The sequence below is a fragment of the Iamia sp. SCSIO 61187 genome (assembly GCF_019443745.1).
GTDB lineage: Bacteria > Actinomycetota > Acidimicrobiia > Acidimicrobiales > Iamiaceae > Iamia.
Genome location: NZ_CP050948.1, coordinates 2,996,534 through 3,022,475, shown reverse-complemented (window position 1 = coordinate 3,022,475; position 25,942 = coordinate 2,996,534). Strand labels below are relative to the sequence as shown.

General features: G+C 73.4%; 23 protein-coding genes. 11 read left to right on the top strand and 12 right to left on the bottom strand.

What is annotated here, in order from left to right; translation table 11 throughout:
• Nucleotides 1-47 precede the first annotated feature (47 nt).
• The gene (locus tag HC251_RS14335; protein WP_219941283.1) at nucleotides 48-1,472 is read right to left on the bottom strand and encodes an AAA family ATPase; all 1,425 of its coding nucleotides are present in this window, start codon (nucleotides 1,470-1,472) and stop codon (nucleotides 48-50) included.
• Nucleotides 1,469-2,077: an N-acetyltransferase gene (locus HC251_RS14330; RefSeq protein WP_219941282.1), complete on the bottom strand. Its 609-nt coding sequence runs from the start codon at nucleotides 2,075-2,077 to the stop codon at nucleotides 1,469-1,471. Before HC251_RS14330 ends, HC251_RS14335 begins: the two co-directional genes overlap by 4 nt.
• 176 nt (nucleotides 2,078-2,253) lie before the next feature.
• Here HC251_RS14330 and HC251_RS14325 point away from each other — a divergent pair, with 176 nt between their 5' ends.
• On the top strand, nucleotides 2,254-3,504 hold the full coding sequence (locus HC251_RS14325; RefSeq protein WP_255566421.1) for a glutamate-5-semialdehyde dehydrogenase: 1,251 nt from the start codon (nucleotides 2,254-2,256) through the stop codon (nucleotides 3,502-3,504).
• Nucleotides 3,505-3,592: 88 nt separating this feature from the next.
• On the opposite strand, the gene HC251_RS14320 is transcribed toward HC251_RS14325, so the two are convergent.
• The 3 genes from HC251_RS14320 to HC251_RS14310 all read right to left on the bottom strand — a co-directional run bounded on the left by HC251_RS14320 (nucleotide 3,593) and on the right by HC251_RS14310 (nucleotide 6,527).
• Nucleotides 3,593-4,771, bottom strand: a complete 1,179-nt coding sequence (locus HC251_RS14320) for an HNH endonuclease signature motif containing protein (protein WP_219941281.1) — start codon at nucleotides 4,769-4,771, stop codon at nucleotides 3,593-3,595.
• 458 nt (nucleotides 4,772-5,229) lie between these two features.
• Nucleotides 5,230-5,433, bottom strand: a complete 204-nt coding sequence (locus tag HC251_RS14315; protein ID WP_219941280.1) for a hypothetical protein — start codon at nucleotides 5,431-5,433, stop codon at nucleotides 5,230-5,232.
• A gap of 68 nt (nucleotides 5,434-5,501) precedes the next feature.
• Nucleotides 5,502-6,527 carry a helix-turn-helix domain-containing protein gene (locus tag HC251_RS14310; RefSeq protein WP_219941279.1) on the bottom strand — a complete coding sequence of 342 codons (1,026 nt, stop codon included), beginning with the start codon at nucleotides 6,525-6,527 and terminating at the stop codon, nucleotides 5,502-5,504.
• 165 nt (nucleotides 6,528-6,692) lie between these two features.
• Between HC251_RS14310 and HC251_RS14305 the strand changes: the two genes are divergently transcribed.
• The 4 genes from HC251_RS14305 (at nucleotide 6,693) to HC251_RS14290 (ending at nucleotide 12,507) form a co-directional block, all read left to right on the top strand.
• Nucleotides 6,693-7,610 (top strand): MoxR family ATPase, encoded by a 918-nt coding sequence (locus HC251_RS14305; RefSeq protein WP_219941278.1) that lies wholly within the window; start codon nucleotides 6,693-6,695, stop codon nucleotides 7,608-7,610.
• A gap of 10 nt (nucleotides 7,611-7,620) precedes the next feature.
• Complete coding sequence (locus tag HC251_RS14300; RefSeq protein ID WP_255566420.1) at nucleotides 7,621-9,231, top strand: VWA domain-containing protein; 1,611 nt, start codon at nucleotides 7,621-7,623, stop codon at nucleotides 9,229-9,231.
• Nucleotides 9,232-9,358: 127 nt separating this feature from the next.
• Nucleotides 9,359-10,894 carry a trypsin-like serine protease gene (locus HC251_RS14295; RefSeq protein WP_219941277.1) on the top strand — a complete coding sequence of 512 codons (1,536 nt, stop codon included), beginning with the start codon at nucleotides 9,359-9,361 and terminating at the stop codon, nucleotides 10,892-10,894.
• Between the two features lie 74 nt (nucleotides 10,895-10,968).
• Nucleotides 10,969-12,507 (top strand): trypsin-like serine protease, encoded by a 1,539-nt coding sequence (locus HC251_RS14290; RefSeq protein ID WP_219941276.1) that lies wholly within the window; start codon nucleotides 10,969-10,971, stop codon nucleotides 12,505-12,507.
• A gap of 25 nt (nucleotides 12,508-12,532) precedes the next feature.
• On the opposite strand, the gene HC251_RS14285 is transcribed toward HC251_RS14290, so the two are convergent.
• On the bottom strand, nucleotides 12,533-13,093 hold the full coding sequence (locus HC251_RS14285) for a hypothetical protein (RefSeq protein WP_219941275.1): 561 nt from the start codon (nucleotides 13,091-13,093) through the stop codon (nucleotides 12,533-12,535).
• 121 nt (nucleotides 13,094-13,214) lie between these two features.
• On the opposite strand from HC251_RS14285, the gene HC251_RS14280 reads away from it, so the two are divergent.
• The 3 genes from HC251_RS14280 (at nucleotide 13,215) to HC251_RS14270 (ending at nucleotide 14,658) form a co-directional block, all read left to right on the top strand.
• Complete coding sequence (locus HC251_RS14280; protein ID WP_219941274.1) at nucleotides 13,215-13,871, top strand: O-methyltransferase; 657 nt, start codon at nucleotides 13,215-13,217, stop codon at nucleotides 13,869-13,871.
• Nucleotides 13,872-13,996: 125 nt separating this feature from the next.
• Entirely contained in the window at nucleotides 13,997-14,176 is a 180-nt protein-coding gene (locus HC251_RS14275; RefSeq protein WP_219941273.1) for a hypothetical protein, read from the top strand.
• 14 nt (nucleotides 14,177-14,190) lie between these two features.
• Complete coding sequence (locus HC251_RS14270; protein ID WP_219941272.1) at nucleotides 14,191-14,658, top strand: DUF3592 domain-containing protein; 468 nt, start codon at nucleotides 14,191-14,193, stop codon at nucleotides 14,656-14,658.
• Here HC251_RS14270 and HC251_RS14265 read toward each other — a convergent pair.
• The 4 genes from HC251_RS14265 to HC251_RS14250 form a co-directional block, all read right to left on the bottom strand.
• Complete coding sequence (locus tag HC251_RS14265; protein ID WP_219941271.1) at nucleotides 14,651-15,352, bottom strand: phosphoadenylyl-sulfate reductase; 702 nt, start codon at nucleotides 15,350-15,352, stop codon at nucleotides 14,651-14,653. The two genes, HC251_RS14270 and HC251_RS14265, sit on opposite strands and share 8 nt — an antisense overlap.
• 40 nt (nucleotides 15,353-15,392) lie before the next feature.
• Nucleotides 15,393-17,174: a nitrite/sulfite reductase gene (locus HC251_RS14260; protein ID WP_219941270.1), complete on the bottom strand. Its 1,782-nt coding sequence runs from the start codon at nucleotides 17,172-17,174 to the stop codon at nucleotides 15,393-15,395.
• A 185-nt stretch (nucleotides 17,175-17,359) separates the two neighbouring features.
• Nucleotides 17,360-18,730 carry a class II 3-deoxy-7-phosphoheptulonate synthase gene (locus HC251_RS14255; RefSeq protein WP_219941269.1) on the bottom strand — a complete coding sequence of 457 codons (1,371 nt, stop codon included), beginning with the start codon at nucleotides 18,728-18,730 and terminating at the stop codon, nucleotides 17,360-17,362.
• 145 nt (nucleotides 18,731-18,875) lie between these two features.
• Nucleotides 18,876-19,721, bottom strand: a complete 846-nt coding sequence (locus HC251_RS14250) for an RNA polymerase sigma factor RpoD/SigA (RefSeq protein ID WP_219941268.1) — start codon at nucleotides 19,719-19,721, stop codon at nucleotides 18,876-18,878.
• A gap of 119 nt (nucleotides 19,722-19,840) precedes the next feature.
• On the opposite strand from HC251_RS14250, the gene nadD reads away from it, so the two are divergent.
• Genes nadD through rsfS form a run of 3 tightly spaced genes read left to right on the top strand, consistent with a single transcriptional unit; the run spans nucleotide 19,841 to nucleotide 22,833 of the window.
• Nucleotides 19,841-20,470: a nicotinate-nucleotide adenylyltransferase gene (gene nadD, locus HC251_RS14245; protein WP_219941267.1), complete on the top strand. Its 630-nt coding sequence runs from the start codon at nucleotides 19,841-19,843 to the stop codon at nucleotides 20,468-20,470.
• 46 nt (nucleotides 20,471-20,516) lie between these two features.
• Nucleotides 20,517-22,472 carry a hypothetical protein gene (locus HC251_RS14240; protein ID WP_219941266.1) on the top strand — a complete coding sequence of 652 codons (1,956 nt, stop codon included), beginning with the start codon at nucleotides 20,517-20,519 and terminating at the stop codon, nucleotides 22,470-22,472.
• Nucleotides 22,465-22,833, top strand: coding sequence for a ribosome silencing factor (rsfS, locus tag HC251_RS14235; RefSeq protein WP_219941265.1), 369 nt, complete (start codon nucleotides 22,465-22,467; stop codon nucleotides 22,831-22,833). Before HC251_RS14240 ends, rsfS begins: the two co-directional genes overlap by 8 nt.
• A gap of 36 nt (nucleotides 22,834-22,869) precedes the next feature.
• On the opposite strand, the gene HC251_RS14230 is transcribed toward rsfS, so the two are convergent.
• A complete protein-coding gene (locus HC251_RS14230; protein WP_219941264.1) occupies nucleotides 22,870-23,442 on the bottom strand; it encodes a hypothetical protein in 573 nt (190 codons plus the stop codon).
• Between the two features lie 70 nt (nucleotides 23,443-23,512).
• Nucleotides 23,513-25,672: a DUF4214 domain-containing protein gene (locus HC251_RS14225; RefSeq protein ID WP_219941263.1), complete on the bottom strand. Its 2,160-nt coding sequence runs from the start codon at nucleotides 25,670-25,672 to the stop codon at nucleotides 23,513-23,515.
• Nucleotides 25,673-25,942: the final 270 nt, after the last annotated feature.

Sequence of the window (25,942 nt, the reverse complement as noted above, 5' to 3'; positions counted from 1 at the left end):
GAGCACGGAAGAGCACGCATGCGGTGCAGGTCCGTGCCGAGGACGGGTCAGGAGCGGCGGATCGAGGAGTCGGCGGCCTCGTCGAGGTCGGGGATGTCGTCGGCGACCAGGGTGGTGAGGTCCTCGTCGGTGGGGTCGTCGAGGGCGACGACGCGGCTGGCGTGGCGGGCGACGCTGGCCTCGAACAGGTTGCGCGCCACCCGGCCGTTGCCGAAGCCCTTGTCGCGGGGCTGGGCGTCGAACCACGCCCGCAGCTTCTCCGTCGCCTCCTCGTCGCAGGCGTAGCCGCTCCTCTCGCCCATGGAGGCGAAGATGGCCAGGAGGTCGTCGGTGGAGTAGTCCTCGAAGCGGATCGTCTTGGGGAACCGGGAGCGCAGCCCCGGGTTGGCGTCGACGAAGTCGGCCATCTCGTCGGGGTAGCCGGCCACGATGACCACGACGCGGTCCCGCCGGTCCTCGACCAGCTTCACGATGGTGTCGATCGCCTCCCGGCCGAAGTCGTTGCCGCCCCCCCGCACCAGGGCGTAGGCCTCGTCGATCAGCACGACGCCCTCGTCGGCGCGGTCGAAGACCTCGACGACCTTGGTGGCGGTCTGGCCGACGAAGCCGGCGACCAGGCCGCTGCGGTCGGTCTCGACGAGGTGGCCCCGCTCGACGACGCCGAGGGTGCGGTAGATCTGGGCCAGGAGCCGGGCGACGGTGGTCTTGCCCGTGCCCGGGTTGCCGGCGAACACGAGGTGCCGGCTCTGCTCGACGACCGGGAGGTCGCGCTCGGCCCGGAGGTTCTGGACGCGGATGAGGTCGGCGACGAGGCGCACCTCGGCCTTCACGCCCTCGAGCCCGACGAGGGCGTCGAGCTCGTCCATCAGCTCCTCGAGCGGGCGGGGCGGGGGGAGGGCGGCGACGTCGGCGTCCCCCGCGGCGGTACCGGAGACGGTGGCCGGCTCCGGGACCCCCGGCCCGCCTGCGCTCGCCCCGGCGGCGGCACCGGCGGCGGCCATCGAGGCGCGGAAGCGCTCGATGGCCCGGAGCTCGTCCTCGGTCGTGTACGGGTCGATGGCGGCCACGGCGAAGGCGATGCCCACGGCCCGGTCGTGGTAGGTCCGGGCGTGGGTGGTCCCGTGGCGGGCGTCGTAGCGGGCCAGCAGGTCGAGCATCGTCGAGGGGGTGTCGAGCCACTTCGCCTGGCCGACCACCAGCCCCGACCGCCGGAGGTCGTCGGGCGTGGCCCGCAGCAGGTCGCCGCCGAGACGGGGCCCGAAGATCACGAGCAGCGACCACAGCTCGGCGTCGGTGCGGATGCCGTCGCAGTCGACCACGGCGGCGGCGATGGAGAAGGCCTCGCGCGTCACGTCGTCGGGCAGGGCGGCGGCGTCGACGCCCGACACGGTGCCGGCGAGGGTCTGGACGATCGGGGTGAGCGACCGTTCGAAGGCGCTGACGGCCGCCTCCAGGCCGGGGTCGGCGATCACGGGGCCTCGACCGGTCGGGGGTCGCGCCACATCAGCGTCAGCGGCGGTGACCCGCCCGGGGTGATGGTGTCGGTGGCCCGGAAGCCGTGCCGTTCGTAGAAGGCCACGTTCTCGGGCTTGGACGACTCGAGGTAGGCGCCCGTGCCGTCGAGGTCGCAGCGCTCGAGGACGGGGCGCAGGAGGGCGGAGCCCACGCCCCGACCCTGGTGGTCGGGGTGGGTGCCGAGCACGGCGAGGTACCAGTGGTCGGGGCTCGGGGGGTGGGCCCGTTCGCAGGCCCGCAGCACGCCGAGGCCCCGGCGCGCGCCGACCCCGCCGGTGAGGCGGAGCATCGGGAGGGCGACGCGCCGGGCGTCGCCGAGGGTGCCCTTCCAGGTGCCCGGCGGGGCCCACAGGGCGGCGCCGGCCCGGTCGTCGGTCGTGTAGGTGTGCCCGTACCGGACCTTCACCGCCGCCTCGGCCGCGAAGGCGCCCGCGGCCCGGACGTCCCAGCGGTCGAGGTCGCCGACCATCCAGTGCCACAGCGGGTCGGAGCGGAACGCACCGGCGAGGGCGGTGGCGAGGGCGGGCACGTCCGCCCGGGTGGCGATGCGGGCCCGGAGCACGGTGCGATCTTGCCCGAAGCCAGGTCGACACGGCGCACCCCGCGTGCGACCTGGCCCTGGACAGGCCCTTCCCGCCCAGGCAGCTCGGCGACGGGCTCGATCCGACGCAGGCCGGGTGGAGGGGCTGCCGCCGGGCCCACCGGGCCGCGTCGCGTGCCTCCGGTACGATCGCCCGGGTGAGCACCACCGACCCCATCGTCGAGCTCGGGCATCGGGCCAAGGCCGCGTCCCGCGTCGTCGCCCGGTCGTCGACCGCTCAGCGCGACGCCGGCCTGCTCGCCGCCGCCGACCTGCTCGTGGCCCGCACCGACGAGGTGCTGGAGGCCAACGCCGCCGACGTCGCCGCCGCCACCGAGGCGGGCACGTCGGCCACGGTCATCGACCGGCTGCGCCTCGACGCGCGGCGGGTCGAGGCCATGGCCGGCGGGCTCCGCCAGGTCGCGGCGCTGCCCGACCCGGTGGGCGAGGTCCTCGACGGGTGGGTGCGCCCCAACGGGCTGCGCATCTCTCGGGTCCGGGTGCCGCTCGGGGTCGTGGCGATCATCTACGAGAACCGCCCCAACGTCACCAGCGACGCCGCCGGGCTGTGCCTCAAGTCCGCCAACGTGGCCTTCCTGCGGGGTTCCTCGGGGGCCATCCGGTCGAACACGGCCGTGGCCGGGGTGCTGCGCGAGGCCTACGAGAAGGTGGACCTCCCGGCCGACGCCCTCGTGCTGGTGCCCGACACGTCCCGGGAGGCGGCGGTCCGCTTCATGCAGCAGCGCGGCAGCATCGACGTCCTGATCCCCCGGGGTGGGCCGTCGCTGATCCGCTCGATCCTCGAGAACGCGACCGTCCCCTACGTCATCGACGGTGACGGCAACTGCCACGTCTACGTCGACGCCAGCGCCGATCTCGACATGGCCCGGGCGATCATCGTCAACGGCAAGACCCAGCGGCCATCGGTGTGCAACGCCACCGAGACCGTCCTGGTCCACGAGGCCGTCGCCGCCGACCTCCTGCCCGCCCTCGCCACCGACCTCGACGGCGTGGAGCTGGTGGGTGACGAGGGGGCCCGGGCGCTGGTGCCGGCGATGGGGGAGGCCACCGAGGACGACTGGGCCCAGGAGTTCCTCGACCTCAAGCTGGCGGTCCGGGTCGTGCCGTCGATCGACGCCGCCATCGACCACGTGACGACCTACGGCAGCGGCCACTCCGAGGCCATCGTCACCACCGACCTCGTCGCCGCCGACCGCTTCACCGCCGAGGTCGACGCCGCCGCAGTGGTGGTCAACGCGTCGACCCGGTTCGTCGACGGCGAGGAGTTCGGCTTCGGCGCCGAGATCGGCATCTCGACCCAGAAGCTCCACGCCCGGGGCCCGATGGGCCTGCGGGAGCTGACGACGGCCAAGTACGTCGTCCGGGGCGAGGGCCAGACCCGGGGCTGATCGATCGGAGAGCACGGATGGTGCCTGGCACCATCCGTGCGCGGTGGTGAGCCCGCTCGGGGGCGCGCTCACCTGGTGGGGTGGTGGTTCAGGCGGCGAGGGCCCGTCCGTCGACGGGCTGGGATCGTCGTCTCCGTCCGTCGGGGCTGGTGACGATGACGGTGGCGTCGGGTTGGAGCTCGATGGTCCAGCCGGGTCGGTGGACGACGCCGTGGTGGTACCGGCACAACAGCACCAGGTTCCGGAGGTTGGTGGGTCCGCGGTGGGCGATCCACTCGGCGACGTGGTGGCCGTCGGTGCGATGGGCAGGTCGGTCACAGCCCGGGAACCGGCACCCCTTGTCGCGGATGCACAGCGCCTGGAACAGCGGCGCCGGGATGGTCCGGGTGGAGCGTCCGTAGTCGAGGACGGTGCCGTCAGCCTTGGTGATGACCCGGTGGATGTTCGCATCACACGCCAGCCGTCGGGCGACGTCGGCGGTGATGGGTGTGCCGTCGTCGAAGCACCCCTGCCCCTTGCCCTCGAGCAACGACTCCACCGGGATCGTGATGTTCACGTGCGGGCGGTGCCGTCCGCCCTTGTGGTCGTGTTGGTGGTCGAGGAAGTGGTTGAAGATCTCGGCCAGGGCGTCGTGGCGGCGTTGGGCGGGTGTCCGCTCGTCGCCGTCTGTCTTGTTGCCCATGACCAACCGGAGGGCGGCTTGGGCGGCGTGGAAGGCCTCGGGTTCGAGGTTCGCGTCCAACCGCCCCCCGGACAGGGTGGGTGAGAGGTGGGCGGAGCGGTCGGGGTCGGGCTCACCGGAGGGTTGGTCGTCAAGGGTCTCCTTGGCGTGGGCGGCCCAGGACTTCATGGCCACCACCGCCTCGGCCACATCCAGGCCGGCGAGCATGGGGACGAGGTCGTCCTCGCCGGCTTGGAACAGCGGGGCGGTGCGGTCGTTGAGGTTGGCCACCACCGCGGCGACGTGACCACCCGACACCTCACCCGCCACCCAGGCGGCGCGCAGCACCGGGAGGTGGCGGAGGCGGCGGGCGGTGCTGGCCATCCGTTGGGCGTCGCTGTTGGTCATCCGGCCTCGGACCCGCAGCCAGGCGGTCATCGAGGCGCAGCCCTCGGCGGTGTCCCACTCGTTGGTGTCATCGAAGGCGCAGACGGCCTCGATGAGCTTGGCCTCGAACCGGTCCCGCCAGAACAGGGCCGTCTCGAGGGCGTCGCCGTCGACCGGGATGTCCAGGTCGATGATGGTGGTGGCGAGCGCCTCGAACATGACACCAGTGATACCTGACAGACGGGAATCGAACCCTGGAAACCTAGGAAATCTCACGGTTTCCCGGCTCCTGTGAGCGATTGTGAGCCGCTCGGTTCGGTTGTGGTCACCAGTGCCCGAAACGGCGGGTCGGGCCGCAGGAGGCCGCACAGCGCCCGGCCCGGAACGGCACCACAGACCCGCCAGCGACACCCCGTCGGTCCCGGCCCGCAGAGCCGTCGCCTCTCCACCACCTCGCACTCCACCGCCGTCCCCAGCATCGGTACGAGCGGCTCGCAGCGGCACACGACCGGATGGCCCGCGGCGCGAGGTCACAAGCGGTGACGGTCAGCCACCGGCACGCGGTCCCGCCCATCCGCTCCGGCTCCGGGCACCATCCGTGCCCGATCGCGAGGCCGAGGTGGGTGGCCCGGTGCGACGCCGCGCAGGGACGGGCGGGCGCCGCACCGGGAGACCGGTCAGGCCGCAGGGCGGGCCGGCTGGGCGGGCTCGGCCGGTGAGGCGGCGGGGCGCTCGACGGCGCGGTCGACGACCACGCCCTCGTGCCCGCACCAGCACGTGAAGTGGATCTCGGTGGCCCCGTCGCGCATCTCGATCGACGTGATGCGCCGGGTGGTGAGCAGGACCTCGCGGCCCTCGGCGGTGCAGTGGGCGGTGAACATGACCCCATCGTCCGCCCCCCGGGCCCTGCCGACGAGTGGCAGGAACGACGATGCCCGCGTGATTCCTGTCAGCCGGCCATCTCGGTGGCGAAGCGGCCCCGGTACTGGGTGGGGGAGGTGCCCACGACGCGGGCGAAGTGGGTCCGCAGCCCGGCGGCGGTGCCGAACCCGCAGAGCTGGGCGATGCGCTCGATGGGCAGGTCGGTCGTCTCGAGCAGCATCCGGGCCCGGGCGACGCGCTGGGTCAGCAGCCACTGCAGCGGGGTGGTCCCCGTAGTGGCCACGAAGCGGCGGGCGAAGGTCCGGGGGCTGAGGGCGGCCCGGCGGGCCAGCTGCTCGACCGTCATCGGCTGGTCGACGTGCTCGGCCATCCACGTCAGCACCGGGCCGAGCGGGTCGTCGGTCGGGCAGTCGGGCACGGGGGTGTCGACGAACTGGGCCTGGCCGCCGTCGCGGTGCGGCGGCACGACCATGCGCCGGGCGACCCGGTTGGCGGCCTCGGCGCCCAGGTCCTCGCGCACCAGGTGGAGGCACAGGTCGATGGCTGCCGCGGTCCCCGCCGAGGTGTAGATCGGGTGGTCCTCGACCCACAGCACCATGGGGTCCACGGTGATGGCCGGGTAGCGGTCGGCCAGCTGCTCGGCGTACATCCAGTGGGTGGTGGCCCGCCGCCCGTCGAGCAGCCCGGCCTCGGCCAGGATGAACGCGCCCGAGCAGAGCGACACGATGCGGGCGCCGGACTCGTGGGCGGCCCGCACGGCCTCGGAGATCGCCCGGTCGACCTGCACCTCGCCCTGACGGGACACGTTCGCCACCGGGATGGGCGCCACGACCACGGTGTCGGCCGTGACGGCGCGGTCGAGCCCGCCGTCGGTTGCCAGCGTCAGGCCGTTGGCCCCCTCGAGCCGGTCGTGGTCCGACACCACCTCGTGGACGTAGGGCCACCCCTCGATCTCGGGGCGGAAGATGCCGAAGACCTCGCAGGCGACGGCCATCTCGAACATCGACACCCGGGGCCCGGCCACGGTGACGACGCGGTGGTGGTCCCGCCGCGCCGGGTCGGCGACCGCCCGGACGGTCTCGTCGTGCCGCATGTCTGGAACCTAGCGATTCGCACGGTTCCTGCCAGCCCGGATCCTGCCACCGACCGCGACGAAACCGAGCTTCGTCGGGCGCCACGCCGACCCCGGCGACCCTCCGGCCCCACCCCCGGCGAACCGGGTTGACCGTCTGGTCAAGGCCGCCAGTACGCTGCGCCGATGACCGACATCGCCTCTGAGCCCCGGTTCGAGTCCGTCGCCGCGGTCCGTGACGGCCTCCGCGACGCCACCTACCTGGCGGACGAGGGGATCGCCGGCATCGTCTACCTGGCCGACCGGCTCGGCAAGCCCGTCCTGGTCGAGGGTCCCGCCGGCACCGGCAAGACCCAGCTGGCCAAGTCCGTGGCCGAGATGACCGGCGCCCGGCTGATCCGCCTCCAGTGCTACGAGGGCCTCGACGAGGCCAAGGCGCTGTACGAGTGGAACTACAAGAAGCAGCTGCTCCGCATCCAGGCCGAGCGCACCGACGACTCCACCTGGGACGAGGTCGAGGAGGACATCTTCTCCGACGAGTTCCTGCTCCAGCGGCCGTTGCTGGAGGCCATCCGGTCCGAGGAGCCCGTGGTGCTCCTGATCGACGAGGTCGACCGGGTCGAGGTCGAGACCGAGGCCCTGCTGCTCGAGATCCTCTCGGAGTACCAGGTGTCCATCCCCGAGCTGGGCACGATCACGGCCAAGCAGATCCCGATGGTGTTCCTGACCTCGAACGCCACCCGCGAGCTGTCCGAGGCCCTCAAGCGCCGCTGCCTCTACCTCCACGTCGACTACCCCGACATGGACCGGGAGAAGGAGATCGTGCTGGCCAAGGTCCCCGACATCACCGAGGCCCTGGCCGACCAGGTGGCCCGGATCGTGCGCTCGATCCGCCAGCTGGAGCTGAAGAAGGCGCCGTCGGTGTCGGAGACGATCGACTGGGCCCGCACCCTGATGCTGCTCGGCGTCACCGAGGTCGACTCGGAGACGGCGACGAGCACCGCCAACATCTTGCTCAAGTACCAGACCGACATCGCCAAGGCGGTGCGCGAGCTGGCCTCGGACCAGTCCGCGGTCAAGGCGTTCGCCCCCGGACCGAAGTAGGACACCCCCCATGGCCTCGCCCGCGCCGTCTGGCCCCTCGGCTGGCGCCTCGTCGGCCGCGTCGTCTGGCCACTCGTCTGGCGCCTCGTCGGCCGCGTCGTCTGGCCACTCGTCTGGCGCCTCGCCGGCCGCCGGTCCCGGCCTCGAACAGGCCTCGGGCCAGGCCCTGCTCCAGCTGCTCTCGGGGTTCATCGTCGAGCTGCGGGAGGCGGGCCTGCCCGTCAGCCTGACCGAGAACCTCGACGCCCTCGAGGCCGTGAAGCACATCCCCCTCGAGGACCGCAGCGCCTTCAAGTACGCCCTCGGCGCCACGTTGGTGAAGTCGGCGGCCCACTGGCGCGCCTTCGAGACGGTGTTCGAGGTGTACTTCTCGCTCCGCGGCGCGGCCCACGCCATCGACGACGACGCCGCCCTCGAGCAGGGTGAGGTCGACCCCGACGCCGAGGGCCAGCTCCCGGGCCAGGGCGACGGCGAGGGCAAGGGGGCCGGGGGAGGGGGCGAGGCCCTCACGCCCGAGGAGCTGGCCCAGATGCTGTACCAGGCCCTCCTCAACGGCAACGACGCCATGCTCCGGGCTCTCGCCCGCCAGGCGGTGAAGCGCTACGCCGGCATGGAGCCGGGGCGACCGGTGGGCGGCACGTACTACCTGTACCGCACCCTGCGGAACCTCGACCTCGACAACATCCTCGACAAGCTCATGGACTCCACCCGCCAGCAGGCGCAGGAGCACGGGCAGGACCTCACCAACCTCGAGGAGCGGCTGGAGAAGGACGAGTTCCAGCACCGGATCGACCAGCTCAAGCGCGAGGTCGAGGCCGAGATCCGCCGCCGGTTGGTGGCCGACCGGGGCGTCGAGGCCATGGCCCGCACCCTGCGCAAGCCGCTGCCGGAAGACGTCGACTTCATGCACGCCAGCCGGGACGAGATGGCGAACCTGCGCAAGGCGCTGGGGCCCCTCACCCGACGCCTGGCCGTCCGCCTGGCCCGCAAGCGCCGCCACGGCCGCAAGGGCACCCTCGACTTCCGCCGCACCGTCCGCAAGTCCCTCAGCTACGGCGGCGTCCCGGCCGAGCCGCAGTTCCGCCACCCCAAGCCGCACAAGCCCGAGATCTTCGTCGTCGCCGACATCTCCGGCTCGGTGGCCGCCTTCGCCCGGTTCACGCTGATGCTCGTGTACGCCATCAGCAACCAGTTCTCGAAGGTCCGGGCCTTCACCTTCATCGACGGCATCGACGAGGTCACCTCGTACTTCGAGGGCAACGAGGACATCAACCAGGCCATCCACCGGGTCAACACCGAGGCCGACGTGGTCTGGGTCGACGGCCACTCCGACTACGGCCACGCCTTCGAGGTGTTCTGGCAGCGGTGGGGGCGCGAGATCGGCCCCAAGACCACCGTCATCCTCCTCGGCGACGCCCGCAACAACTACCACGCCTCCCAGTCCTGGGTGGTCAAGGAGATGCAGCACCGGGCCCGCCACGTGTACTGGCTCAACCCCGAGCCCCGGAACTACTGGGACACCGGGGACTCGATCGTCGGGGAGTACGCGACCTTCTGCGACGGCGTGTTCGAGTGCCGGAACCTGCGCCAGCTGGAGCGCTTCATCGATCACCTGGCCTGAGAGGCGGGGTCGCGCACCCCGGCCCCACTACTCTCCGAGACGGCGCGGTGACGGGGATCGACCCTGCGAACCGACCCGTGGCGTGGCGGCGGCCCCTGCGGGCGGCCTCGTCGTGGAGGACACAGGGATGCAGACCAACAGCACGTCGCGCTGGCGCCGAGGCGCCGTGGCCCTCGTGGTGGTCCTGGCCGGACTGGTGGCGGTCCCGAGCGGGACGGCAGGCGCGGCCACCACCGCCGACCCCGAGGACTGGGGCCCGCGCCGGGCCGACCGGACGGACCGGTCCGACGCCGCCCCGTCCGACGTGCCGCCCTCGACCCAGATCGTGGGCGGGACGATCGCCCCGCCCGGTGCCCACCCGTCGCAGGCCGCCCTCGTGTACCGCGGGTCCGACGCCGTGCTGGGCCAGTTCTGCGGGGGCACGGTCGTCGACCGGTCCTGGGTCCTCACCGCCGCGCACTGCGTCAACGACCCCTACACCGGGTGGCTCCCCCGGGCGGCGGAGGTCGACGTCGTCGTGGGCACCCAGGACCTCCGGGTCGGCGGGACCCGGATCCGGGTCGCGGAGATCAGGGTGCACCCGCTCTGGAACCGGTCCCTGATCCGGAACGACATCGCCCTCCTGCGGCTCGACCGCCCCGTCCCGCCCCAGGTCCCCAACCAGGCGCTGGCCCGGCCCGGGGCGGACGCACCCCTCCCCGACACCGTCGAGACGGCCGTCGGGTGGGGTGACCTCGCCCACAGCAGCGGCACCTACCCGCCCGACCTGCGGGAGGTCGAGCTCCTCGCCCAGCACCCGAGCACCTGCGAGGGCGTCTTCGGGGCGAGCTTCTTCAGCGCCACCGCCTCCATCTGCGCCTGGGCCCGACAGCGCGGCACCTGCCAGGGCGACAGCGGTGGTCCCGTCTTCGTCGCGGGGGTCCAGGTCGGGGTGGTCAGCTACGGCGCCGTCTGCGGCGAGCACCCCAGCGTCTTCGCCCGGGTCTCGACCTTCTCCGGCTGGATCGGGTCGCAGGTGCGCTACGGGCCCCACCCCGACGCCAACGCCTTCGTCGACCGCCAGCACCGCGACCTGTTCGGCCGCCCCCCGACCGCCGTGGAGCTCTTCTCCGGCGTCGCCGACCTCCAGGGCGGCCTGTCCACCGCCGCCTACGTCGCCGGGCTGCTCGACAGCGCCACCTACCGGGCCCGCTCCGGGGGCGTGATCCGCCTGTACGAGGCCATCTTCCTCCGCGGCCCCGACAGCGGAGGCCTCACCTTCTGGATGGGCGAGCGCAACCGCGGCGCCGGGCTCATCCGCATCGCCGACCGCATGGTCGCCGCCGCCGAGTTCCGCCGGCTCTACGGCGAGCTCGACAGCACCGCCTTCGTCGACCGGGTGTACGAGAACGTGCTCCGGCGCGACCCCACCCCGGAGGACACGGCCTTCTGGGTCGGCGAGCTCGACAGCGGGCGTCGCACCCGCGGCCACGTGATGGTCGGGTTCTCCGAGTCCGCCGAGTTCAAGGCCCTGGCCGCCGCGAGCACCGTCGTCGTCGCCGACGTCCACGCCCTGCTCCGCCGGGTCCCCGACGACGGCGAGCTCCGCACCTGGACCGGCCGCCCCACCGTCGACCGCGCCCGCTTCCTCCTCGCCAGCTGGACCTACGCCGACCGGTTCTGACCGCGGCGCGTCGGGCCCCCGCCGCCGCCCCGTGGCGCGCTGCTACCGTCCCGCCCGGCCGAGGGAGACGCTCGATGGACCAGGCACGACGTGCGACCGCGCTCCGGCGCCTGCTGGTGGGGGCGGTGGCCCTGGGGGTGCTGGTGGGCGCGGCTCCCGCCCCGGTGGCGGCCGAGGAGCCCGGCCCCTTCGCCCCGGCTCCCGGGGGCGAGACGAGCGAGCCCGAAGTGGACGATCCCCAGACCCAGATCGTCGGCGGCACCGAGGCCGCTCCCGGCGCCTGGCCCTCGCAGGTCGCCCTCGTGCGGGCGAACGACCCCAGCAGCCACCGGGGGTTGCGCTGCGGCGGGACGCTCGTCCAGCGCAGCTGGGTGCTCACCGCCGCCCACTGCCTCTACGACGTGCGTCCCGGGCAGGCCGACCTGGTCGAGACCCCGGCGACGATCCAGGTCCTCGTCGGCACGCAGGACCTCACCGCCGGCGGGGTCCGCATCGACAGCAGGGAGTTCCGCTTCCACCCGGCGTGGGACGGGGTCGACGACCGCAACGACCTCGCCCTCATCCGCCTCGACGAGCCGGCGCCGGCCTCGATCCCGGTCCAGCCCCTCACCGCCCAGGGGGTGAGCCCACCGGCGGGCACCGACGTGGTGGCGACCGGCTGGGGCGTGACCCAGGAGGGCTCCTCCACGATCCCGGCCCGGCTGCGCCAGGTGACCGTCGACGTGTCGTCGCCCTCGGCGTGCCAGGACGCCTACCCCGGCTTCTACCAGCAGTCGACGATGGTCTGCGCGGCGCGCCTGGGACGGGACTCGTGCCAGGGCGACAGCGGCGGACCCCTGGTCGAGGATCGCGGCGGCTCGTGGATCCAGGTCGGCATCGTCAGCACCGGCCTGGGCTGCGCCCGGAGCGGGTACCCCGGCATCTACACCCGGGTGGCCGCCTACTCGACGTGGATCCACGAGCAGGTCCGCTACGGCGCCCAGCCCGACGCCGTGGCCTTCGTGCGCCGCATGTACGTCGACGCCTACGACCGGCTCCCGACCGACCGGGAGCTGTTCATCGGCGTGGCCCAGCTCCACGACGGCCAGCGGCCCGACGTGTTCGCCCACGAGGTCCTCGCCCAGCGGGCGTACCAGGGCCGGACCGGCGGCATCGTCCGGCTGTACCAGGCGGTGCTGCGACGCCGACCGGACACGGGCGGGATGCGGTACTGGTGGGGCCGGGTCAACGGCGGCGTCTCGCTCACGCGGGTGGCGACCATCATGGTGGCGGGTCAGGAGTTCCAGGCCGAGTACGGGGACCTCGACGACACCGCCTTCGTCGACCGGGTCTACGAGAACGTCCTCCACCGGGACCCGTCGCCGTCGGACCTCGACTTCTGGGTCGGTGAGCTCGAGAGCGGGCGCCGGACCCGGGGTGGGGTGATGGTGGGGTTCTCGGAGTCGGCCGAGCTCGAGGCGGCGACGGCGGCCGACACCTCGGTGATCATCACCTTCTTCGGCCTGCTGCGCCGGACGCCGGCGGAGGGCGACATCGGCTTCTGGCGCACCCGGTCGTCGCAGTCGCTCGTCAGCACCATCATCAGGGGCTACGAGTACGCCCATCGCTTCTGACGGTCCCCCGGACCGTCGAGGCCCACTAGCGCTTGGCGCGAGTGAAGAGCCCCTTGCTCCGGCGCCGGTCCGGCACCATGTCGTCGACGGGCGCCGGCGCGCCCAGCCGCCCGCTCGACGACGGTGCCGGCGCGTCGGCGGCGGGGAACAGCACGGGCACGCCGCCGAGGGCGTCGAGCACGAGGTTGAGGCTGACGAACGGGTCGCGGGCCAGCTCCCCGGCGTCGACGGGGTCCGGGTCGCTGATGCGGCCGGTGGCGTCGAAGGTCAGGGCGTCGCCCGCCTGCGCCACCCGGTCGAGCTCGCCGCCGGCGGAGACCTCGGCCTCGCCGCGCAGGATGATCAGCAGCCCGGCGCCGGCCTGGGCGTCGATCAGGACCGTCCCCGACCGGATCACGACGTTGAGCGATCCGTGGCCGACGTCGATCCCGGTGCTGTCGGTCTCGGCCCGGGCCCACACGGCCCCCTCGGAGACACCCACCACCGGCGGCGCTCCGGACGGGCCGGGGCGGACGTCGATGTCGGTGGACGGGGCGCGGCGGACGACGACGTCGGGAGCGAGGGTGTCCTCGGTCAGATCGAGCATGCCGCGTCCTCCAGGCGTCCGGACCCAGACGCTATCGGCCGCGACGGGCGGACCTGGAGCGGTGCCCCCGACGGGGGCGGCGACGGATCACCCGCGGGACCCGGGGCATAGCGTCGGGGCCATGAGCCGCTCGTTCCTGACCTCCGATGCCCTGGCCGCCTACGTCGAGGCCCACTCCGACCCGCTCGACGCGGTCGCGGCCGACCTGGTGGCCCGGACGGCGGAGCTGGGCGACGTGGCCGGGATGCAGATCGGCGCCGACCAGGCCGCCCTGATGACCGCCCTGGCCCGGCTGACCGGGACCCGGCGGGCGGTCGAGGTGGGGACCTTCACGGGCATGTCGGCGCTGGCGATCGCCCGCGGGCTGGCCGCCGGTGGGCGTCTCGTCTGCTGCGACGTGAGCGAGGAGTGGACGGCGATCGCCCGGCAGGCCTGGGACGACGCCGGCGTCGCCGATCGCATCGACCTCCGCATCGCCCCGGCGGCCGAGACCCTCGCCGGCGACCTCTTCGACGGCGAGCCCATCGACCTGGCCTTCGTCGACGCCGACAAGCCCGGCTACGTGACCTACCACGAGCTCCTCGTGCCCCGGCTCCGGCCCGGCGGGCTGCTCGCCGTCGACAACACCCTGTGGGGCGGCGACGTCGTCGAGCCCGACGAGGCCGACGCCAACCGCACCGCCATCCGCACCTACAACGACCATGCCGTCGCCGACGACCGGGTCGGCACCGTCATGGTGACGGTGGGCGACGGCGTCACCCTCAACGTCCGGCGCTAGAGGGGGGTCGCCGCCCGCTACCGTCGCCGTCGATGTCACGTTGGTCGTCGTCCGAGGGCGTGGCTCCGACCGTCGGTGTCGTCGGTGGGCAGCATGCTTCGTCCCGGCCTCCGGTCGCGCGGGACGTGACCGCCAGCACCGTTCTGACACAGCTGTCGGACACCGATGTCGCCTGGCGCGACCAGAACGACGGTCGACGCGGCCATCGCCGTTCTGACACCGCTCCCGGCCAGGTGTGTCGCCTGGCGCGAACAGAACCCAACACCTCGACGACCCCGGCGCACCTGCTCGCCGACGTCGCCTGACACAGGAGCGACCCGTGGCCCGGTGGGAGCGGACGGAACCCTGGCAGCGCTGGATCCCGGTCGCCCTCCTGGGGGTGATCGGCCTCTGGGCCGCGGGGTCGGGGATCGGGGACCGGGTCCGGGAGGAGCGGCTCCGCGACGAAGGCGTCGAGGTCGTGGCCGAGGTCGTCGAGGTCGAGACCAACCGCACCCTCATCGGCTACCACGACACGCTGGTCCGCTTCGACCTGCCCGACGGCGCCGAGGCCAGGGCCTCGGTGGCCACCGAGGCCCGCCCGACCTCCGACAGGCTCCGCATCCGCTACGACCCGGACCGGCCGTCGACGGCCGAGGCGGTGGAGGACCCGGTGCCGGTCTGGACCGAGAAGGCCCTGCTCGCCGGGTCCGTCGGCGTCCCCGCCGGGCTGATCGCGGTCTGGCCCACGGTGACCGCCCGCCGGGAGGCCCGCCGCCGGCGGGCGGCGGCATCGACCTCTAGCTGAGGTGCAGGCCGCACTCGGTCTTGTCGGAGCCCCGCCAGCGGCCGGCGCGGGCGTCCTCGCCGTCGGCCACCTTCGAGGTGCACGGCATGCAGCCGATCGAGGGGTAGCCCTGCTGGGTCAGCGGGTTCACCGGGACCTCGTGGTCGGCGATGTAGCCCTGCACGTCGAGGTCGGACCAGGTGGCGATGGGGTTCACCTTCACCAGGCCCCGCAGGTCGCGCACGACGATCGGTGCCGTCTCCCGGGTGCCGGCGTCGGCCCGGCGCAGCCCGCTCATCCAGGCCGCCTTGCCGGCGAGGGCCCGGTCGAGCTGGCCGACCTTCACCGCCGAGCAGCAGTTGGCCGGGTCGGCCGCCCACAGCTCCTCCTCCTGGCGGGCGACGGTCATCATCCGCAGGTTGAGGCCGTAGTGGCGGCGCACGTCCTCGACGGTCTGGAGCGTCTCGGGGAAGTGGTAGCCGGTGTCGATGAACACCACCTCGATGCCCGGGTCGACCTGGACGGCGAGGTCGATCAGCACGGCGTCGGTGAACGAGGCCGTCATGCACAGGTGGGGGGCGAAGGTGTCGACCGCCCACTGGATGATCTTCGAGGCGGGGAGGTGCTCGAACTCGCGGTTGAGCTCGGCCAGCTCCTCGTCGCTGAAGTCGGGGATGGCCAGCGGCCCGATCCCCGGTCCGGTGATGGCACTCATGGGATCCTCGCGGGGCGGGGTGCGGAGGGGGGGAACGGGCTCATGACGCGGCGCACTCTCCTTCGCCGACCTCGGCCTCGTAGGGCCCGGTCTCGCCGTAGTCGACGTAGTAGTCGGGGGCGTCCTCGGGGGTCGGGAACACGCCCAGGTCCTTGAGCCCCTCGGCCACGCCCTTGGCCCCGCCGGAGCGGTCGAGCCAGGAGCGGAAGCTCTCGCCGACGGTGCGCTCCTCGTCGAAGCGGCGGACGACGGCGGCGGCTGCGGCGGGGGCGGCCTTGGCCGGCAGCCGCAGGGCCCGGTTCCCGAAGTGGGCCTGCTCCTGGCCGACGTAGCCGCCGAGGAGCATCTGGTAGCCGGGGGCGGCCTGGCCGTGGGCCCGACGCTCGGCGCCGTAGAAGCCGATGTCGGCGGTGTGGTGCTGGCCGCAGGAGTTGGTGCAGCCGGAGATGTTGATGCGGACACCGCCGACGGTGGCCAGCCCCTCCTCCTCGAGCTGCTCGCCGATGGCCGAGGCCAGGCCCCGGCTCTGGGTCACGGCCAGGTTGCAGGTGTCGGCGCCGGGGCAGGCGACCACGTCGCGCACCAGCTCGGCGCCGGGCTCGGCCATGCCGATGGCCGTCAACCGCTCGTACAGCAGCGGCAGCTGGCCCTCGGTGAGGCCCCGGAACACGAGGTTCTGGCGGTTGGTGAGCCGCACGTCGGCGTGGAGCTCGCGCTGGATGGCGGCGAGGGCCCGGAACTGGTCGGAGGTGACGTCGCCCAGCCGGCTCCAGGCGTAGGCCGAGACGGTGCCCTTGGCCTCGCCCCGGACGACGTTGGCGCTCTCCCAGGCCTCGTAGGCCCCCGATCGGATGGCCACGGCGGTGCCCTGGCCCATCGGCGTGGGCTCGACGGTGGCCGACCGGCCGGCGGGGGCGTCGCCGACCTTCTGGACGTGCTCGGGGATGCCGCCGGGCCAGGTGGCGGAGGCGACGAGGAGGTTGCGCTCCTTGAGCACCCGGGCCTGGAGCTCCTCCCAGCCCATGGTGTCGACGAGCCACTTCATGCGGGCCCGGATCTTGTTGTCCCGGTTGCCGTGGTTGTTGAACACCCGGAGGATCGCCTCGAGGGTGGCCATCAGCTCCTCGCGGGGCGTGAACTCCTCGAGGGCCAGGGCGGGGTGGGGGTTGGCGCCCAGCCCGCCGGCCACGAAGACCCGGAAGCCGGCCTCGATCGTCCCGTCGTCGCGGCGCCGGCTCACGGCGATGACGCCGGCGTCGTTGAACATGGCCTGGCCGCAGTCGGTGGCGCAGCCCGAGAAGTTGATCTTGAACTTGCGGGGGAGGCGCTGGCTGAGCGGGTTCCGGATGAAGTGCTCGGTGGCGGCCTCGGCCCAGGGGCTGATGTCGAGGTGCTCGAAGGGGCAGGCGCCGGCCAGGTGGCAGCCCTGCACGGTGCGGACGGTGTCGCCGCAGGCCTCCCGGGTGGTCATCCCCACCGAGGCCAGCTTGCGGAGCACGTTGGGGACGTCGGTCAGCTGGACGTAGTGGAACTGGACGTTCTGGCGGGTCGTGATGTGGCCCCAGCCCCGGGAGTGGGTGTCGGCCAGCTCGGCGAACATCTCGAGCTGCTCGGGCATGATCGACCCGTAGGGGATCTTGACCCTCACCATCTGGTTGTGGCCGCCCTGGCGCTGGCCGTAGATCCCGTTGTTCAGGCGGAAGACCCGGAAGGCGTCCTCGTCGATCGCCCCCTCGAGGTGCCGGGCGAGCATCGTCTCGAACTTCTCGATGTCGGCCAGCTGGTCGGGGTCGAGCTCGGGATCGATCTCGGTGGTGAGCATCGGGTGGGCCTCTCGCAGGTGTGGGACCACACCCCTCCACGGAGGGGTGCCACGCAAAGAGTGACAAACCTGATCACCTAGGTCAACATTCCCGCCCGGTCAGAGATGTCACCCCTGACCAGCGGCTTCTCCCACCGATCCGGTGGGGATGCATGCCACGGATGGTGCCAGGCACCTTCCGTGCGTCAGGAGCGGGCGCGCAGGGCCTCGGCGACGCGGAAGGCCAGGTCGAGCGACTGGCGCCCGTTGAGGCGGGGGTCGCACACCGTCTCGTAGCGGGTGTCGAGGTCGGAGTCGAGGATCTCGTGGGACCCGCCCAGGCACTCGGTCACGTCGTCGCTGGTGAGCTCGACGTGCACGCCGCCGGCCCAGGTGCCCTCGGCGGCGTGGGCCCGGAAGAACCCGGCGATCTCGTCGAGGATGTCGTCGACGCGACGGGTCTTGTGGCCGCTGTCGGAGGTGAAGGTGTTGCCGTGCATGGGGTCGCAGGCCCAGACGACGGGGTGGCCGGCGTCGCGGACCGCCGCCAGCAGCGGCTTGAGGCCCTCCTCGATCTTCGCCGCACCCATGCGGCTGATGAGGGTGAGCCGGCCGGGGACGCGGTCGGGGTTGAGCGCCTCGCACAGGGCGAGGACCTCCTCGGGGGTCGCCGTGGGGCCGACCTTGCACCCGATGGGGTTGGCCACGCTGGCGAAGTAGGCGACGTGGGCGCCGTCGAGCTGCCGGGTCCGCTCGCCGATCCAGATCATGTGGGCCGACGTGGCGTAGAGGTCGCCGCTCATCGGGTCCCGCCGGGTGAGGGCCTCCTCGTAGGGGAGGAGCAGGGCCTCGTGGCTGGTGAAGAAGTCGGTCTGGTGCAGGGTCGGCAGCGACCCGGTGTCGACGCCGCAGGCGGTCATGAACCGCAGGGCCCGTCCGATCTCGTCGGCCAGCGCCTTGTACTGCTGGCCCTGCGGGGTCGCCGTGACGAAGTCCTGGTTCCAGGCGTGCACCTCGGCCAGGTCGGAGAAGCCGCCCCGGGTCAGCGAGCGCAGCAGGTTCAGGGTCGACGACGACTGGTGGTACGCCTGGAGCAGGCGCCCCGGGTCCGGGACCCGGGCCTCCTCGGTGAAGGCGTCGCCGTTGACGATGTGGCCCCGGAACGACGGGAGGGTCACGCCGTCGACGGTCTCGGTGCCCGAGGAGCGGGGCTTGGCGAACTGGCCGGCGATGCGGCCGATCTTCACCGTGGGCACCCCGGAGGAGTAGGTGAGCACGACCGCCATCTGCAGGATCACCTGCAGCCGGCGCTTGACCGACTCGGCCGAGAACGAGTCGAACGACTCGGCGCAGTCGCCGGCCTGGAGCAGGAAGGCCTCGCCGTCGGCCACCCGGCCCAGGGCGGCCAGGAGGTCGCGGCTCTCGCTCGCCACGACCAGGGGCGGCAGGGTGGCCAGCTCCTTGGTCACGCGGTCGAGGGCACCGGGATCGGGCCAGTCCGGCTGCTGCGCCGCCGGGAGGGCCTTCCAGGCGGCGGGGGATGCGTCGTGCGGTGTGTCGCGCTCGGCGGTGAGCATGGGGCAAGCCTCGCTGGTCTCGGCCCCGGACGCAAAGCGCGAATGCGCGCACCGGTCCTGGGCTGACGCGATGACGGCTGCGCACATCGCGCAGCCGTCGCCGGTCTTCTGCGGGTAGACGACGCAGAACGCGCCGTCCGGAGGGTCAGGCGGCCGAGATCCGGGCCTCGGCCTCGGAGCGGACGGTGTGGACCGCCCGCTTCACCAGCCGGCGAGCGGCCTCGGCGGTCACGCCCAGCTCGTCGCCGACCTCGCGGTAGGAGCGCTTGCGCCCGTCGTTGATGCCGAACCGCTGCTCGACGGCGTAGCGGGCCCGGGGCTCGAGGACCTCGAGCAGGCCGGTGGCGTAGTCCTCCTCGGCCCGGGCCATCACGATGTGCTCGGGGCCGGCGTTGTCGTCGGCCAGGAGGTCGATCAGCTCGTTGCCGTCGTCGTCGCCCACCGTGCGGTCGAGCGAGGTCGGCGTGGTGAGCCGGTGCAGGGTGGCGTGCTCGTCGTCGAGCTCGTCGCCGTCGCCGGACACCTGCCGCAGCGCCGCCCGCAGGCTGGCCGAGCGATCACCCGGGAGCCGGATGAGGCTCGCCTTCTGGTCGAGGGCCCGGCCGATGGCCTGGCGGATCCAGAAGGTGGCGTAGGTGGAGAACTTGAAGCCCTTGCGCCAGTCGAACTTGTCGACCGCGTGCTCGAGCCCGATGTTGCCCTCCTGGACCAGGTCCAGGAGCTCCATGCCGGGGGGCAGGGGGTAGCGGCGGGCCACGCTGACCACGAGGCGCAGGTTGGCCCGGATGAACCGGTCCTTGGCCTTGGCCGCGGCCCGGTCGGCCCGGCGCAGCTCGCGGGCCTCGGCGGGGTCGAGGTCGCCTTCCTCGGCGAGGCGGGTCCGAGCCGCCACGCCCTTCTCGATCACCTGGGCCAGCTCCCGCTCCTCGTCGGCGGTGAGCAGGGGGACCAGGCCGATCTCGTTCAGGTACTGTCCAACTGAGTCGCTCATTGCGTCACCTTCAACTTCTGACCCCCCTCCGGTATTCCGCCTGACCAGGGGATCCGGCCGGGTAGGAGGGGTGGCTAGCGTTCAACCGTGCCCCTACCCCTGACCTTCCGGTCACGCTGGTGACTTGGGTCACCGAGGTGAGGCGTCGGCGCGTCGGGCTGCTAGGGGGCACCTTCGACCCACCTCACATCGGCCACGTGGTCGCAGCCATGAGCGTGGGCGAGGCGCTGGACCTCGACGAGGTGTGGCTGGTCCCGGCGGGCGACCCGTGGCAGAAGCGCGACCGCCGGGTCACCCCCGCGGGGGTGCGGCTGGCCCTGACCGAGGCCGCGGTGGACGGCGTCCCCGGCCTCGGGGTCAGCGACGTCGAGGTCCGACGGGCCGGTCCCTCGTACACGATCGACACGGTGGACCAGCTCCGGGCCGACGACCCCGAGCGCGACCTCGTCCTCATCATGGGGCGGGACGCGGCCGCCGGGCTCCCGACGTGGGAGCGCCACGAGGAGCTGGTGGCCGCGGTCGAGCTCGCCCTCGTGGACCGGGCCGGCGTCATGCCCGCCGACCGCCCCGCCCCCGACCTCGGCGGCGGCGCCCGCGCCCACGTGGTCCCCATGCGGCGGATCGACGTGTCGAGCACCGAGCTCCGCCACCGGGCCGCCGCCGGGCTCCCGCTCGTCCCGCTCGTCGCCCCCGGCGTCGCCGCCCTGGTCGCCCGGCACGGGCTCTACCGCGATCCTGAGCCGGTCTGACCAGGGTGTCTGCTCAGCGGAAGGGCTGCCCTCTATCGTGGTGGCGATGAGCGACCGGCCATCCGACGGTGGCGGGAGCGCCCGCTCCGACGCCGCGTCCCGGCTCGCCGCCCTCCTGGCCGATGTGGTGGACGAGCCGGAGGCGCCTCCGCCCGTCCCCGCCCCCGCCCCCGACGGGCCCGGGGACGTCGGCCGTCGTCCCGCCGCCACCCCGCCGGAGCCACCGGCCGCCGACCCCGACGCCACCCAGCCGATCCCGTCGATCCCGTCGGTCCCCTCGGCGGACGACGCCGCCGCGTCGCGCCCCGGCCGGACGAGCCCCTCCCCGGTGCGCCCGCCCCGGCCGACCGCCCACGACGGCGACGACGAGGTCCTGGCCGAGGCTCGCGCCGCCCTGCGGGCCCAGGCGCAGCCGGCGCCGATCACCGCCCCGCCCCCCGGCCCGTCGACCGGGCCGCTGCGCAAGCAGCCCGGCCGGTCGTGGAGCCGTTCGGAGGGCACGGAGCCGCCGTCGCGACCCGCCCCCCAGCCAGCCTCCCCGCCGCCGGCCCCCACTCCACCGGTCCCGGCCCCCGCCGCCCCGGTGCGGGCGAAGGCCTCACCACCGGCGCCTGCCGCCCCGACGCTGGAGAAGGCTCCTCGCGTCGACGCCGCGGCGCCGGCCCCGGCGGCCCCGACGGCCCCCATCGAGGGTCCTCCACCTCCACCTCCACCTCCGCCGGCCGCCGCCTCGACGCCGACCGCCGCACCGCCCCCGCCGCCTGCCGGCGACGACGGCGAGGCCGACGACGCCCCCGTCGGCGAGGGCGGCGTCAGGGCCCCGCGGGTCACGCTGCGGGCGGTCGCCTTCGGCCTGGCCCTGGCCCTGCTGGTCGCCGCCGTCCCGGCCCTGGGCTGGGTCGGCAAGGACCGTCTGCTCGACAGCCGCGGCGGCGTGGTGGTCGAGGGCGGGATCGACGCGTCGGAGCCGGGCTACCGGGCGCTGGTGAACCCGACGCCGACCGGCCTGGTCGTCCACCGCGACGCCGAGGGCGCCCCGGTGTCGGCCACGGTCCTCTCGCTCGGTGCCGCCGACGGGGGCGGCACGGTCCTGCTCATGCCGCTCACCCTCCAGATCCACGAGCCCCAGCGGACCGTCTTCAACACCGTCATCGAGGCCTGGGAGCAGACCGGCGACGACGACTCGTTCCGGCGGGGCTTCGAGGACGTCATCGGCGTCTCGGTGCCGCCGCCGATCATCGACGTCACCGACGAGAGCCTGGCCACGCTCGTGGCCCCCGTCGCGCCGCTCGAGCTGACGGTGAACGACCCCGTGGTCGCCGATGACGGCACCACCTTCGAGGGCCCCGTGAGCCTGGCCGCCGACCAGGTCGGGCCCTACATGCGGGCCACGCGCGAGGGCGAGCCCGAGATCGCCCACCTCGAGCGCCTCCGCGACGTGTGGGCGGCGTGGCTGGAGGCGATCGGCGAGGCGACGGTCAGCGAGCCCATCGGCGGCGCCGTCACCGGCATGGGCTCGTTCCTCCGGGAGCTGGCCGACGGTGAGCCCGTGGTCGAGACGCTCGACGTCGAGGCCGGGATCCCGGTGACCTTCATGCAGGCGCCGTTCTACGTCCCCGGTCCCAACATGGAGGAGCAGGTCATCGACGCCGTCCCCTTCCCGGTCTCGCCGCGAGCGGGCCGGCGGTTCGGCATCAAGCTGCTCAACGGTGCCGTGGGGGAGACCCTGCCGATGCCGCTCATGCGGGACCTCATCCTCGCCGGTGGGTCGCTCAGCACCCTCGGCAACGCCGACGCCTTCGGCCAGGAGGACACGCTCATCGAGTACGCCGGCGACGACTGGCGGGAGGAGGCTGAGGCCCTGCAGGAGCTGTTGGGCGAGACTGCGGAGATCGACGAGATGTCGGCCCGACGGGCCGAGGCGGAGGCCGAGGACATGGTGATCACCATCGGGAGCGACGTGCTGTCGCGGTACCAGGAGCAGGAGGACGGCGGTGGCTGAGCCGAGCGACACCGACGGCCCGGCGCTCGCCGCGGCGCGCGCCGCCGACGCCAAGGGCGGGACGAGCACCGTGGTCCTCCGGGTCGGGGAGGTCCTGGGGATCACCGAGCTGTTCGTGATCACCAGCGCCACCAACCCCCGTCTCGTCCGCGCCGTCGTCGACGAGATCGAGGAGAGGGTCGCCCAGGAGCACGGCGTGCGGCCGATCCGCATCGAGGGTCGCGACGACCTGCGGTGGGTGCTGATGGACTACGGCGACTGGGTCGCCCACGTCTTCCTCGACGAGGCCCGGTCGTTCTACGACCTCGAGCGGCTCTGGGCCGACGTCCCCCGGGTGGCCTGGGCCCCCGCTCCCGCCTGATCGGCCGCCGGGCGGCCCGCGCAGCCCTCCGGCCGCTCAGGGCCAGCGGTGGGCGACGTCGACGACGAGCTGGGCCCGACCGGTGTGCTCGGTGGCGAAGACCCGGAAGGGGAGCCGGGCCCGGACCCCGAGGGCGAAGGTCGTCTGGCCCTCGAAGCTCTCGAGGAAGGCCACCTGGCGGAAGGTGGAGAAGCCGGTGACGTCGACCGCCTCGGACGGGTTCGCCGGGGCGTAGGTCGGGTTGTAGTCCGCGTCGTGGGCCGGGGCCCGGACGACGACGCCCATGTCGGTCCCGCGCACGGGCACGACCTGGCCCGACCCCGGCTCGCTGACGGTGCCGTAGGCGACGTACCAGCCGGCGGCCGGCGTGGCGCCGAGGTCGATCACCAGGCGGTCGTAGCAGTGGTGGCGGCCCGCCCGCACGCCGGTGATCGGTGCGGTGGACATCCGGGCGGCCGTCTTGGCGCCCGACCCCCAGCCGATGTCGTCGCAGCTCGCCGTCTCGCCCCCCGGCGGCGCCGGTGGGAGGACGTCGCAGGCGCTGACGAGGAGCATCACCACGATGCCCAGGGCTCCGGCGAGGACGGTGCGGCGACGAGGCTGGCGCATCCCAACCCTCCTTGTGACGTGTGCCACCATCGTACCGCGGGCTCGGCGCCCCGGAGCGGTCGTCCTCGGATCAGGCGAACCGGGTCTGGGCCCGGGTGAGGTACTCGGAGGACGCCACGAGGTGGGTGGCCAGGGCCAGGTCCCCGCGGCGCCGCAGGTGGTCGGCCCAGTAGGCGAGCCCTTCGGTGTCCGGGTCGCGCCCGAGGAGCTCGAGGTAGAGGTCGGTCACCCGGCCGCGACGGGACTCGAGGCTCTCGTGGAGCGACAGGGCGACGGAGCGGCGGCCGAGCCGCGACGCCCGATCGACCCAGAAGTCCCGGCCTCCCGGGTCGGGTGCTCGGCCCAGCACGTGCTGGTAGAGGTGGTCGACCCACGTCGGGATGGTCCCGCCCCCGAGGCCGGTGAAGTGCTCGGCAGATGCGTAGAAGGTGGCCGTCACCTCGGCGACCGTCTGCTCGCCGGCGCGCAGGCGCTCGACCCAGAAGGCCTGCCCGGCGTCATCGGGGTCCCTTCCGAGCGTGTCCCGGTAGAGGTCGCCGACGATCTTCGCCAGGCGATCGTCGGTGACGACCAGCTCGCGAGCGAGCGCAGACCGGGATCCGCCGGCACGGATGGATGCGACGTGGCGATCGTGCTCCTCCGAGGTCGGGACACGACCGAGGAGGTCGGTGTAGGCCGCGGTGACGAACGCAGAGGCGGGGTCGGGCGCGACGGCGACGGTCACAGCGCGCACGAGCGTCGTCGTCGACGGGCCGACGGCGTTCGTGACCGTGAGGGCGACGTCGTAGGTCCCGGGGGCGGTGTAGCGGTGCGTGGGGTGCTGGGTGGTCGAGGTGGCACCGTCACCGAACGACCAGCTCCACGACGTCGGAGCCCCGGTGGAGGTGTCGGTGAAGGCGACGTCGAGCGGAGCCGGCCCGGAGGTGGGTGCGAGGGCGAACGAGGCGACGGGCGCCTCCGGCCCGGGTGGCGGGGACGGGCCTCCCAGGGGGTCGTAGTGCGTCCAGTAGCGACGGGTGCTGTCGTTGGTGGCCAGGACGACGAGACCGGTGGCGGAGCTCACGTTCTGCTTCGTCGAGGTGGCGTTGTTCAGGTCCGGGCTGCTCGCGTCGGTGAGGACGGGCGTGCCCTTGCCGGTCGGGAACTCGAGGCTCGCCAGGGGCGCGGTCTTCTCGTAGATGGACCCCCCGCTCTGCCCGCTCGTGGCGAACATGTGGACGTTCTGGTGCTCGGCGTCGACGACGGCGATGGGTCGCGTGTGGTTGTCCGAGGCCCGGCCGAAGGTGTGGCTCGTCCACCGACCGGTCGACCAGTCCCGGTCGAGCAGGTGGGTCAGCACGTCGGAGCCAGAGCGAGAGGTCTTCACAGCAGCGAGCACTCGTCCGCCCAGGTCCTGCACCGACGCCAGGTTGATGTGGTCGTCCGCCAGGTCGGTGCCGGTGTAGGCGACCTCCTGGGCCATCCACGTCCCCGGCGCGGCCGTGTTGAGGTGCTGCGCGAAGTACATCGAGTCGTGACCCTGGTTGCTCCACATGACCCCGATGCGGTCGTTCGCGAAGGCCACCACCGCGGAGATGTCGTCCGAGGTGACCTCACCGGCCGCGACCGGGAGCGGGAACGGCGTCGCCCAGGTGCGGTCGTCGGTCGTGGTGTGGTTCACGTAGACGGTCCGATCCTGGACCCAGGTCGCCCACAGCCGCCCCGTGGGCTCCCGGTCGATCACCAGCGTCTCGCTGCGCACGTCGTTGATCACCACCGGGAACCCGGCGTCGAGGGTGTAGCGCCGTGCGCCCCGGTCGTAGCTGAAGCGCCTCAGCTGTGCGGCGCTCCCGGTGGATCCGCCGCTCTCGGCGAAGACGTGGTTCGCGACGTAGAGGTGCTCGCCGGTCCACAGGGCGTCGGAGCGGCTGTTCGGCCTGGTGTCGACGAGGGTCCCGGTGTCGACCCAGGAGCGCGCCGCGACGTCGAGGCGGAAGATGTGGAAGTCGCCGGTGCCCTCGTCGAAGAGCGTGGCCCACCACAGGCCATCGTTGAACCAGACCTTGCTCTGCGGCTTCGAACCACTCGGCGACCCTGCTGCCCCTTGGTACGACGGGCCCTCCCAACCCACGTCGCCGGGATCGGCGGCGACCGCCTCGGCCGTGCCGGGTGCCGGTGCGAGGACGCCGATGACGAGGCCGACGACAGCCAGGCGCCTCGCCCACCTGCCGCCCGACCCGGTGAGCGTCACCGTGCGTCTCCTCCCTCACGGCGCTGCGGGCGCCGTCCTCCGGTCATCCTCCGACAGCGGATCGCCTGGCGGCTCCGCAGCCCGGACGAGCCCCCATCACCCGTGTGAGGGCAGGCCCGGCCGCGGCGCCGGCGAGGGTCCGACCCCCGCGACCGTCCGTCGGGCCCCGTCGACAGGCCGACAGGGTGCCCTGGCCCCTTGCGCCCCTTGGGTGCCCAGGACCACCCGATCGGGCGGGCGATCCTGCCCCCCGGTCGGGCTCTGGTGGAC

What these genes read in the sequence shown, in the direction of transcription:
- HC251_RS14280 (WP_219941274.1), top strand. Translation starts at nt 13,215, where the DNA reads ATGAGCCGCTCGTTCCTGACCTCCGATGCCCTGGCCGCCTACGTCGAG.
- HC251_RS14255 (WP_219941269.1), bottom strand. Translation starts at nt 18,730, where the DNA reads ATGCTCACCGCCGAGCGCGACACACCGCACGACGCATCCCCCGCCGCC.
- HC251_RS14320 (WP_219941281.1), bottom strand. Translation starts at nt 4,771, where the DNA reads ATGTTCGAGGCGCTCGCCACCACCATCATCGACCTGGACATCCCGGTC.
- HC251_RS14285 (WP_219941275.1), bottom strand. Translation starts at nt 13,093, where the DNA reads ATGCTCGATCTGACCGAGGACACCCTCGCTCCCGACGTCGTCGTCCGC.
- HC251_RS14260 (WP_219941270.1), bottom strand. Translation starts at nt 17,174, where the DNA reads ATGCTCACCACCGAGATCGATCCCGAGCTCGACCCCGACCAGCTGGCC.
- HC251_RS14295 (WP_219941277.1), top strand. Translation starts at nt 9,359, where the DNA reads ATGCAGACCAACAGCACGTCGCGCTGGCGCCGAGGCGCCGTGGCCCTC.
- HC251_RS14240 (WP_219941266.1), top strand. Translation starts at nt 20,517, where the DNA reads ATGAGCGACCGGCCATCCGACGGTGGCGGGAGCGCCCGCTCCGACGCC.
- HC251_RS14230 (WP_219941264.1), bottom strand. Translation starts at nt 23,442, where the DNA reads ATGCGCCAGCCTCGTCGCCGCACCGTCCTCGCCGGAGCCCTGGGCATC.
- HC251_RS14305 (WP_219941278.1), top strand. Translation starts at nt 6,693, where the DNA reads ATGACCGACATCGCCTCTGAGCCCCGGTTCGAGTCCGTCGCCGCGGTC.
- HC251_RS14300 (WP_255566420.1), top strand. Translation starts at nt 7,621, where the DNA reads ATGGCCTCGCCCGCGCCGTCTGGCCCCTCGGCTGGCGCCTCGTCGGCC.
- HC251_RS14250 (WP_219941268.1), bottom strand. Translation starts at nt 19,721, where the DNA reads ATGAGCGACTCAGTTGGACAGTACCTGAACGAGATCGGCCTGGTCCCC.
- HC251_RS14315 (WP_219941280.1), bottom strand. Translation starts at nt 5,433, where the DNA reads ATGTTCACCGCCCACTGCACCGCCGAGGGCCGCGAGGTCCTGCTCACC.
- HC251_RS14265 (WP_219941271.1), bottom strand. Translation starts at nt 15,352, where the DNA reads ATGAGTGCCATCACCGGACCGGGGATCGGGCCGCTGGCCATCCCCGAC.
- HC251_RS14290 (WP_219941276.1), top strand. Translation starts at nt 10,969, where the DNA reads ATGGACCAGGCACGACGTGCGACCGCGCTCCGGCGCCTGCTGGTGGGG.
- HC251_RS14310 (WP_219941279.1), bottom strand. Translation starts at nt 6,527, where the DNA reads ATGCGGCACGACGAGACCGTCCGGGCGGTCGCCGACCCGGCGCGGCGG.